The 10,542-nt window shown below is 58.7% G+C and carries 5 protein-coding genes; 2 read left to right on the forward strand and 3 right to left on the reverse strand.

The annotated features are described in order from the left end of the window. Position 1 precedes the first annotated feature (1 nt). The gene (locus INR99_RS14950) at positions 2-880 is read right to left on the reverse strand and encodes a PilZ domain-containing protein (protein WP_194117175.1); all 879 of its coding nucleotides are present in this window, start codon (positions 878-880) and stop codon (positions 2-4) included. Between the two features lie 110 nt (positions 881-990). Next, positions 991-2,973, reverse strand: a complete 1,983-nt coding sequence (locus INR99_RS14955) for a peptidase U32 family protein (RefSeq protein ID WP_194117176.1) — start codon at positions 2,971-2,973, stop codon at positions 991-993. Positions 2,974-3,161: 188 nt separating this feature from the next. Here INR99_RS14955 and INR99_RS14960 point away from each other — a divergent pair, with 188 nt between their 5' ends. Continuing rightward, positions 3,162-4,739 (forward strand): inorganic phosphate transporter, encoded by a 1,578-nt coding sequence (locus INR99_RS14960; protein ID WP_194117177.1) that lies wholly within the window; start codon positions 3,162-3,164, stop codon positions 4,737-4,739. A gap of 60 nt (positions 4,740-4,799) precedes the next feature. Here the strand turns inward: INR99_RS14960 and INR99_RS14965 are convergent, their stop codons facing one another. Continuing rightward, positions 4,800-6,155 carry a TrpB-like pyridoxal phosphate-dependent enzyme gene (locus INR99_RS14965; protein ID WP_194117178.1) on the reverse strand — a complete coding sequence of 452 codons (1,356 nt, stop codon included), beginning with the start codon at positions 6,153-6,155 and terminating at the stop codon, positions 4,800-4,802. An 822-nt stretch (positions 6,156-6,977) separates the two neighbouring features. Between INR99_RS14965 and INR99_RS17840 the strand changes: the two genes are divergently transcribed. Beyond that, on the forward strand, positions 6,978-10,460 hold the full coding sequence (locus tag INR99_RS17840) for an Ig-like domain-containing protein (protein ID WP_194117179.1): 3,483 nt from the start codon (positions 6,978-6,980) through the stop codon (positions 10,458-10,460). Positions 10,461-10,542: the final 82 nt, after the last annotated feature.

A 10,542-nucleotide genomic window follows, 5' to 3' on the forward strand; every position in this document is an offset into this window, starting at 1 on the left:
CTCAGGTTACCAGCATGCGTTGCACATGCCGGCGGATTGACTGCATTTCGTTCGCAGTGATGTGCAGGAATTCGATGCCGTGCAGCACCTCGTCTTCGGCATGAAGGCCGGCATGCCGGTTGCGGATCACGCCATCGAGCGTAAAGGACGCGTGCCCCTGATCCGTTGGCAATACGAAATGCAGTCGCAGTTCGTCACCTGGTTTGCCCAGTTTGGTGTGGTACTGCACCAGCGCCCCTTGCTCGGACAAATTCAGTAACAGGGCGCTGCGGCGTACATCATTGCTGCGATCAATCAGAACCGGCTGGTGTACCGGCAGGCGGGGGCAGAGTCTATCCTGCTGCAAGGATACGTCTGCTGGCCAGCCCAGATGCATGAACCAGTAGGGTAGCTGGTGCTGCATGCGTACTGAGCAGCTGAAACGCAGGACATCCTGTCCGACCGCAATGCGCACTTCCACATCGCTTGCTTTGGCGAGTTTCAGCCGCATCGATTCGAGGATGGTGCCGGGAGTAGGGCGCAACAGCAATTCCTCGCCCTGAATGCAGCCGAGCACTTGCGCGGGTTGGCTGTCCTCATCGTCTTGCGGATGGACAAACGCGAGTGTGCCGCTTGGCAGCGGGAATTCTGCCAGTGTTACCCGGTTGCGCACCGGACTGACCGCAACTGTTTCGGTCAAGGCCAGCCGGCCGAGGTCTTCGATCTGGCACAGGCCGATGCTCTGGATTTTCTGCAGCAGGGCAACGCTGGCGATATGCTCCCCTGCCTCAACCAGCACTGCGCCGTAAGGGTCGCGGATCTGTAGTGGTGCCGCTTCGTTCAGGGCCAGCAAGCTGGGCGGAACGGCGACCCACATCGGGAGCGGGGCTTTTGCTGACATGACCATCACCAGAAACAGGTGTACTTCATGGATGGCAGAACAATTGCCGGCTTACAGAAAAAACTGCCGCAATGGTTGCGGCAGTCCGATATATGGCGGTTTGCTGCCGCCTATTTGAGACTGGCCGGTTTTTCCCGGAAGAAAGTGATGGGCTGCGGTGTGGCCGGGATGATGCTGGGTGGTGCCGATTTGAAGATGTGCGGCTTCATCTTGCCCATCACGTGCATCTCGCACGGTTTGCAGTCGAATTTCAGGGTGTAGGTTTCGTTGCCGGTTTTCAGCGTCATCGGCTCGGCTCTGATCTGGCCCTTTACGCCGATGATGCCCTTGCCCTGCTTGGGACACAGGTTGTACGAGAAACGCAGGCAATGCTTGGTGATCATCAGGCTGACTTCGCCGGCTTCCTCGTGCGCTTCGTAAGCGGCGTCGATCAGCGCCACACCGTGCTTGTGGTAGAACTCGCGCGCCTTGTGGTTGTAGACGTTGGCCAGATACGACAGCGAGGTTTCAGGGTAGGGTACCGGCGGCTCGACCGCTGCTTTGCGGGTCGGGCGCTGCCAGCCGGCAATGCGCGTGGCTTCGAGCTGTTCGATCACCTCGCGGCGTAGTGCGTTGATCTGGCTGGCCGGCACGAACCACGGCTGGCTGAGCGACAGCTGCACATCGACGGCATTGAAGATCGTGTTGCCGAGCTTGGCAACGTTGTCTCGCAGGCCGGCCAGCGCTTTCTCGACATTCTGGGCAGGCTCCAGCGCCAGCTCCAGCGTGCTGGATGCGCTAAAGCCGTCCTCGTCGGTGGCGGTCAGCGTCAGAGCATGGTGCGAATCGGCCAGCGTGAGCCAGACATCGATCTTGCGCTCGGACGACTTCTTGGTGAGCGCCTGCTCCCAGGCGTGGTCGCGGTTACGGTGGATGGTCAGGCCGGGTTTCAGGCCTTCGAGTTCGCTTATCGCTTCGTTGGGGAATACCCGCCAGGTGTTTTGCTCGCGATTGATGATTTCAACCGTGTTGGCCTGCATACCCACCACTTCGCGCTTTTTCATGTAATTCAAGCCGTCGCCATTGGCCAAGGGCTCCAGCGCTTCCAGCTCGAAATACTTCGGCGTCACACGCGTGACGGTACCCAGTTCGGTGCCGACAAACTTCGGTGAATCGAAGGCACCGATGTCGATCTTGCGGCCGGTGGCGAAATAATCGGTGTGGCCGCGGTGGAAGTTCTTGTCGACGTCCGGGGTAAACAGGATGTCGGTGCGCCCGCTGGAGGCTCGCGCCAGTTCCGGGCGGCGGTTGAGGATTTCGTCGAGCAGCAGGCGGTAGTGCGCCGTGATGTTCTTCACGTAGCCCATGTCCTTGTAGCGGCCCTCGATCTTCAGCGAACGCACGCCGGCATCGAGCAGTGCTTCCAGGTTGGCGCTCTGGTCGTTGTCCTTCATCGACAAGAGGTGCTTGTCGAATGCCACCACGCCGCCGTTTTGATCGGTGAGGGTGTAGGGCAGCCGGCAGGCCTGCGAACAGTCGCCACGGTTGGCGCTGCGGCCGTTGTCGGCGTGGCTGATGTAGCACTGGCCGGAAAACGCCACGCACAGCGCGCCATGGATGAAGTATTCGATGGTCGCACGATCCGCACAGGCATCAGAAATCTCGCGGATCTGCGGGATGGTCAGCTCGCGCGCCAGCACGATCTGCGAAAAGCCTGAGTCGGCGAGAAACACCGCTTTGTCCTTGCCACGGATATCGCACTGCGTGCTGGCGTGCAGCTCGATCGGCGGCAGGTCGAGCTCCAGCAAGCCCATGTCCTGGATGATCAGCGCGTCGACGCCGGCGTCGTAGTATTGCCACACCAGCTCGCGTGCTGCATCCAGCTCGCTGTCGTGCAGAATGGTGTTGAGCGTCGCGAAGATGCGCGCATGGTAACGGCGCGCGAACTTCACCAGTTCCGCAATCTCGCTGACCGTGTTCACCGCATTGTGGCGCGCACCGAAGCTCGGGCCGCCGATGTACACCGCATCCGCGCCGTGCAGAATGGCCTCGCGGGCGATTTCGATGTTCTTGGCGGGGGCGAGCAGTTCGATCTGGTGGGGCAACAGCGACATGGGACTTCCGGTTGGGGCAACAAGGCGCGGAAGTATATAGCAATCAGTGGCTTATGTGCAGAATGCCTGGTTATTGCGGGTGGGCAGTTTGCGTGCCAGTCTCCACTGGCAGTAATACCACGCGCAATGGCGAAACTTCAGGACTGGCAGCGGGTCACCCCTCGGGTGATCGACAGTCCTTCCTCTCCATGAACCATCTGCAAATCGACAAGCTGCACAGTGCGGCGCAATCCGGCCATGCCGAGCTGATCCGCCTGGGCATTGCTCTGCTGTTCATCGTCGGCATCATCTTCTATACCGCGCTGCGCGGCGCTCCGCCGAATATCATGCTGATTGTAGCCGCGGTGATTGGCGCCTATATGGCGATGAATATCGGTGCCAATGACGTGGCCAATAATGTCGGCCCTGCGGTCGGATCGGGAGCCCTGACCATGGGGGGGGCGCTGATCATCGCCGGTATCTTCGAGGCAGCCGGGGCGCTGATTGCTGGCGGCGAAGTGGTCAGTACCATCCGCAGCGGCATCATCAATCCGGCGCTGATTCCTGACCTCGACACCTTCATCTGGATCATGATGGCAGCGCTGCTGGCCGGGGCTCTGTGGCTGAATGTTGCGACCGCGGTCGGGGCACCTGTATCGACCACGCATTCGATAGTTGGCGCTGTACTTGGGGCCGGCGTTGCCGCCGGCGGTTTCGGCATTGCCGACTGGGCCCAGGTCGGTACGATTGCCGCCAGCTGGCTGATCTCGCCCCTCTTGGGCGGGGTGTTTGCGGCGCTGTTTCTGTATCTGATCAAGCGCACCATCACTTACCGGCAGGATATGGTGCATGCCGCTACTGCGATGGTACCGCTGCTGGTTGGTGTCATGGCCTGGACGTTCACCACCTACCTGATCCTGAAGGGGCTCAGCAAGGTCTGGCAGGTTGGTTTCCTGCCCGCAATGCTTTACGGTTTGCTGGTTGGTGTACTGGTCATGCTGTTGCTGCGCCCGCTACTCAAAGCTCGGCAGGCACGCATCAGCAACACCAAGCAAAGCGTGAACACGCTCTTTACCGTGCCGCTGATTTTCGCTGCGGCATTGCTGAGTTTTGCGCATGGAGCCAACGATGTGGCGAATGCAATCGGGCCATTGGCCGCAATCAATGACGCGCTGACCAGCGCCGGCGAGGTACATGGCAAGGCGGAGATTCCCCTGTGGGTCATGATGATCGGCGCGCTAGGAATTGCCATCGGGCTGGCGCTGTACGGCCCGAAGGTGATCCGCACTGTCGGCAGCGAAATCACCGAACTCGACCAGATGCGGGCCTTCTGCATTGCGCTGGCCGCAACGATTACCGTGATTGTTGCCAGTCAGCTTGGCTTGCCGGTCAGCTCCACGCACATCGCCGTGGGCGGCGTATTCGGCGTCGGATTTCTGCGCGAGTACCTCAAAGCCAATCACGCCCGCATCATCGATGAAATCAAGACACACCATCCCGAAGACGATCAGGCGGCCATTGATGTCTTTATGGCTCGGTTCAATACGGCCACCATTCAGCAAAAAGGCCAGCTGCTGGCCGAGCTCAAAGAGCAGGCACGCCAACAGCTTGACCCTGCGCATTTCTCCAAGATGGAGCGCAAGCACCTCAAGAAGGTTTACCGTCAGGAGCTGGTGAAACGCTCGCAGATCATGAAAATCGTCGCCGCCTGGGTCATAACACTGCCCGCATCAGCGGTGATGGCGGCGCTGGTGTTCTTTACCTTGCGCGGCATGTTGCTGGCATGATGCGCGGTACCCCGAGACCCGAACGACCAGGAACGTTCGTCCGGGTCTGGCTGCATTGACTTACGCGGGCACCTTCGGCAGGCGTGCCAACGCGGCGACGATGGCTTCTTCCGGGTAGGCATAGTCTTCCAGCTCTCCGCTGAAATACTTGTCATAGCTCGCCATGTCGAAGTGGCCATGTCCGGACAGATTGAAGAACAGCACCTTGGCTTCACCGCTTTGCTTGCAGCGCAGGGCCTCGTCGATGCAGGCGCGGATACCGTGGCACGACTCCGGTGCCGGAATGATGCCTTCAGCGCGCGCGAAGGTTACACCCGCCTCGAAGGTCGCCAGTTGCGGCACCGCCACGGCCTCGATCAGTTTTTCGTGGTAAAGCTGGCTGACCAGCGTGCTGGCGCCGTGGTAGCGCAGGCCACCGGCGTGGATCGACGGTGGCATGAAATCATGCCCAAGTGTGTACTGCTTCATCAACGGCGTGAGGCCGACGGTATCGCCGAAGTCGTAGGCGTAATGCCCGCGCGTCAGGCTAGGGCAGGAGGCTGGTTCGACGGCGACGAGGCGCACATCACTGCCGGCAGCCTTGTCGGCGAGGAAAGGGAAGGCCACGCCGCCGAAATTGGAACCACCGCCACACGGCGCGAAAATCATGTCTGGATATTCGCCAGCCATCTCAAACTGTTTCTTTGCCTCCAGCCCGATCACGGTCTGGTGCAGCAGCACATGGTTGAGTACCGAGCCAAGACCATAGTTGGTGTCGGCGCGCGACGCGGCTTCTTCCACTGCCTCGGCAATCGCCAGCCCCAGCGAGCCGGGGTTGTTCGGGTCTTTGGCCAGCGCATCGCGGCCGCTGGCGGTTTCCATGCTCGGGCTGGCCAGCACGGTTGCGCCCCAGGTCTGCATCATCGAGCGGCGGAAGGGCTTTTGCTGGTAGCTCACTTTCACCATATAGATGCGCACGTCGATGCCGAACATCTGGCCGGCGAGTGCCAGCGAGCTGCCCCATTGTCCGGCGCCAGTTTCGGTCGTCATGCGGGTGACGCCTTCCTGCTTGTTGTAATACGCCTGTGCGATTGCCGAATTGAGCTTGTGCGAGCCGGCCGGGCTGGCGCCTTCGTACTTGTAATAGATGTGGGCCGGTGTGCCCAGCGCGGCTTCCAGGCGGTGGGCGCGCACGAGGCAGGTCGGGCGCCACATCTGATAAATCTCGCGCACCGGCTCAGGGATGGGAATCCACCGCTCGCGGCTGACTTCCTGCTCGATGACTGCATTCGGGAAAATTGCTGACAGCGCATCCGGGCCGATGGGTTGGCCATCCGGCCCCAGCACCGGCGCGGGCGCATTGGGCATGTCGGCGACGACGTTGTACCAATGCGTCGGGATGTCAGATTCGGGTAACCAGAATTTGGTCTGTGGCATGACGGGCTCCAGCAGGTTGAAAACGCTGATCTTAGAGTGCTGCCGTAGTGAGCATTTGATTGACTACAAATAGTGTGCTCTTTGCTCGCCCTTTTGTTCGGCTGTGAGGGTATAAGGCTATGAGCCTTTTAGATTATTGAGTGTGGGTATATACATATCTGGGTTTGTTTTTCGCGCTGTTGTTGTTGCGGTACGCTGCAAGTTTGGGTCGCTAGGGGCACACAGCCCGCTTGTGCTGGCGATGCAGCCAGCAGAGCGCTGCTTAGCAGCTTCGGTAGCTTTCCCTGCGATGCCAGTCCTCCTTATGGTTCATACCGGCACTAGCGCCAGCACTTGACGCTGGCGTGCGGCCGGCAGGGCCTGACAATTGCTGCGCAAGCCCGTGCATATTTGTAGCGCCAGTAACTGGGTGAGCAGATGTTTCTCGGGTTAATCCGAGTGCCTCGTTCGGCCAGTAGCCGGGTGTCACGCAGCAGTGAAGGCAGCGCTCCCATCGGTAACTGGGCTGGCTTAGGTCGGTGTGCGGCTGTCCAGATTCGCCAAACCCGCTGCAGCGCGGCCTTTTGCAGTGGGAACTATGTATCGCCCGATTGATTATTTGGCCTATGTGGCTGCGGTCGTCATTGATGCATGCAGCAGCCACACATTCCGTTTGGTGCAGGGGGTACTCTTTGGGGCTGAATCAGTGCCTATGCACCTAGCTCCTTGTTTATCAGCGATTTCTGATGAATGGCAATGGCATAACGCTGGCCGCGAGAATAATATTAGAAGGTGCTGATGCGCTTCGGGTCGGCCATGCAACGGCAGCAAGGAGGGCGTGAAATGGCTCTGGCCACTTTGACCAACGAACAGGTTCTGGCCCAACTGGATTCCGGCTACAAGTGGAACACCGGCCTGGCTACCTATACCTACGCCTTCCCGACCAGTGCGACCGGGCTGTATTCGCAGGGGGAGGCGACTGGATTTGCTGCCGTCAGCGCTGCCGATCAGGTGTGGATCAAGCTTGCCCTGCAAAGCTGGGATGACCTGATCCCGCAAAATTTCCAGCAGATCAGCAGCACGAACTACCAAAGTGCCAACATAGAATTCGGCTATTCCAGCACCGGTGTCAGTTATGCCCATGCGTACTTCCCCGGAATCGGCAGCGTCTGGATGAATTCTGGCAGTGCCAGCCTGAAAGGCGCGATGGTCGGCTCTTACGGCTTCATGGCAGTCACTCATGAAATCGGCCATGCGATGGGGCTCGAACATATGGGTGAATACAATGGCAGTGCCACCGTGGCGAATTCCTTCCAGGATTCCCAGGTGCTGTCGCTGATGTCCTACTTTGGCCCGCAAGGATCTTCCCCCTATACCAGCGCCGATAATCAGCAGGCCGACTGGGTTGGCAGCGATGGTCGTAGCTATTGTGCCCAAACCCCGATGCTGAATGATGTGCTGGCCATTCAGACCATGTACGGTGTTTCGACGACCACCCGCACCGGCGACACCGTGTATGGTTTTGGCAGCAACATTACCGACAACAGCAAGGCCTTGTACGACTTTGCTCTGAACAAGAATCCCATCCTCTGTCTGTTCGATTCTGCTGGCATCGACACCATCAATCTGGGGGGGTGGAATACGGCCTCGACGCTATACCTGCAGAGCGGCAAACTTTCGTCGTGCAATGACATGACCAACAATCTGTCGATTGCATGGAGCGCCACAATTGAAAATGCTGTGACTGGTGGCGGCAATGATTTCATTCAGGGCAATGATGTCGCCAACCGTATCGAAGCGGGTGCCGGGGATGATCGCCTCGAAGGCTGTGGTGGTGACGATCTGCTGTTCGGCGGTGCCGGCAGTGATACCGTCGTTGTGACCGGCCTGTTTGCTCAGTACAGCTTTACTTATGATCCTGCCACACAAGGCGTTTCGGTATCCGGTGGCAGTACCGGACTGGACTGGTTGTATGGCTGTGAATATGTGCAGTTTGGCGACACCGGCAAGACTGTTCAGCAGTTGATCGAACTCTCCGGCGGTAGCGCAGGTGATCTCTACGCGCCGACGCTGCAATCCTTTTCGCCTGCAGACAATGCCGCCGATGTCGGGGTTGGTGCTAATCTGGTGCTCAGCTTCAGCGAAGCGGTGAAGGCCGGCTCAGGCAACTTTGTCATCCATAATGCTGATGGCAGTATCGCCGCGAGTATCGCAGCCAGCGACAGCAGCCAGGTCAGCTTCAATGGCAGCACCGTTACCATCAACCCGTTAGCTGATCTGCTGGCAGGCAGCAGCTTTTATGTCACGATTGACGCTGGTGCACTCAGTGACTTGGCCGGCAATGCCTACGCAGGGCTGAGTGATAATGGGGTGTTCAATTTCACAACCCGCAGCGATGCCACTACAGTCAGCCCGGTGGATGACTACGCCAGCGGCAGCACCGGCCTGCTCAGCGTGGGCGGCAGCGCTAATGGTGTGATCAATTTCGCTGACGATTACGATTTTTTCCGGGTTAGCCTCACCGCTGGCAAGACCTATACCTTCGAGCTCAAGCGCTCTGGTGCCAGTCCGCTTGACGACCCGTATCTGCAGCTTTACTCGACCAGTGGCAACTGGCTGCTGGACAACAACGATGGTGGCGCAGCAGGCAATGCCAAGATTACCTTCAAGGCCAGTGTCTCCGGCACGTATTACTTGTGCGCCTGGGATGCTTCTGCCGGCATCGGTGGATATACGCTCAGCGCCAGTTTGGCCGACCTGCTTGCCCCGACGTTGAAATCTGCTGCGCCTGCCAATAGCAGCGTCAATATCGACCCGAGCAGCAATCTGGTACTGACTTTCAGCGAGGCGATCAAGGCGGGCAGTGGTGTTGTCCAGCTCTATCGTGTGGATGGTACGCTGGTGAAAGAGATTAATATTCTCGATGCCACGCAGGTCAGCATTGGTGGCAGCACACTGACCATCAATCCGGATACCGATTTGAACACGCTAACCAGCTACTACATCAAGATGGCCGCTGGTGTGGTCACCGATCTGGCAGGCAACAAGTATGCTGGGTTGAGCACCACGACGGCGCTGAAATTCACTACCGGCATGTTTGCGGTCAATGGTGACGATTCGGCCAATAGCTTGCTGGGTGGAGCACAGGCGGACAAGATTCAGGGTTTTGCCGGCAACGACACACTGATCGGCGGTGCTGGTGCAGATTCGCTGATCGGTGGTTCCGGCAACGACACTTACTTCGTCGACAACGTCGCAGACAAGGTCGTGGAGACCGTAGTCTTGGCGACCGAGATCGACACCATCTACAGCAGCGTGAACTTCTCCTTGCCAGCTTATGTGGAAAACATCGTGCTGCAGGGCGGTGATAACCTCAAGGCTACCGGCAATGGTCTGAACAATGTGCTGACTGGTAACAGTGGTGCCAATGTGCTTGACGGTGGTGCAGGGAACGATACGCTGGATGGCGGGCAGGGGGCAGACACAATGCTGGGGGGGCTCGGCAATGACGTGTTCTATGTGGATGACGCGCTCGACAATGCCAGTGACACTGGTGGCATCGATACCGTGCATGCCAGTGTCAGTTATTCGGCCGGTGCAGGTATCGAGCATGTCGTTCTTGTCGGCCTCGATAATCTGAATGCCATTGGTAATGGCCTGGCCAACAGCCTCACCGGCAACGCGGGAAACAACGTGCTGGATGGTGGTGCCGGTAATGACACGCTGATTGGTGGCGCGGGCGCCGACACACTGATCGGGGGCACCGGTAACGACATTTACTATGTGGACAATATTGGTGATGTCATTATCGAGACAGGCATAACCACGACTGAAGTCGATACGGTGTATTCCAATGTGAGCTACACCCTGTCTGCCAATGTGGAAAAGCTGCTGCTCACCGGCAGTGATAACCTGAATGCAACCGGTAATGCCAGCGCCAATCAGCTGGAAGGCAATGCGGGCAACAATATTCTGAGCGGCGGGGGCGGGGTCGACAAATTCAAAGGTGGCCTGGGAGCGGATACCTTTGTATTTGCCTCTGTGTCCGAATTGGGGATCGCCACAACCCGGGACACTATTCTTGATTTTGTCGCCGTGCAGGGGGATCGCATCGACTTGTCAGGCATCGATGCCAATCCGCTGACGCAGGATAACAATGATGCATTCACCTTTATCGGCAGCGCCGCCTTCGCGGGTGACTGCACAGGGCGGATTCGCTTTGCCAGCGGCGTCCTGCAAATCAGTACCGATGCCGATACTGCGGCTGAATATGAAATCGCATTGACCGGTGTAGGCACGCTCACGGCCGACAGTCTCATCCTCTAGGGCGTGTGAATCGCTAGTGGGTGGTGCTTCTTTTCTGACTGGCTGGCCCGCCACTACGTTCAGCGCAGAAATGCCGTTCGGA

Source organism: Chitinilyticum piscinae, assembly GCF_015223195.1.
Classification (GTDB): Bacteria; Pseudomonadota; Gammaproteobacteria; order Burkholderiales; family Chitinibacteraceae; genus Chitinilyticum; species Chitinilyticum piscinae.

Bases quoted from the DNA above. Each gene is read 5' to 3' on its own strand.
- INR99_RS14960 (WP_194117177.1), top strand. From the start codon at position 3,162: ATGAACCATCTGCAAATCGACAAGCTGCACAGTGCGGCGCAATCCGGC.
- INR99_RS14955 (WP_194117176.1), bottom strand. From the start codon at position 2,973: ATGTCGCTGTTGCCCCACCAGATCGAACTGCTCGCCCCCGCCAAGAAC.
- INR99_RS14950 (WP_194117175.1), bottom strand. From the start codon at position 880: ATGTCAGCAAAAGCCCCGCTCCCGATGTGGGTCGCCGTTCCGCCCAGC.
- INR99_RS17840 (WP_194117179.1), top strand. From the start codon at position 6,978: ATGGCTCTGGCCACTTTGACCAACGAACAGGTTCTGGCCCAACTGGAT.
- INR99_RS14965 (WP_194117178.1), bottom strand. From the start codon at position 6,155: ATGCCACAGACCAAATTCTGGTTACCCGAATCTGACATCCCGACGCAT.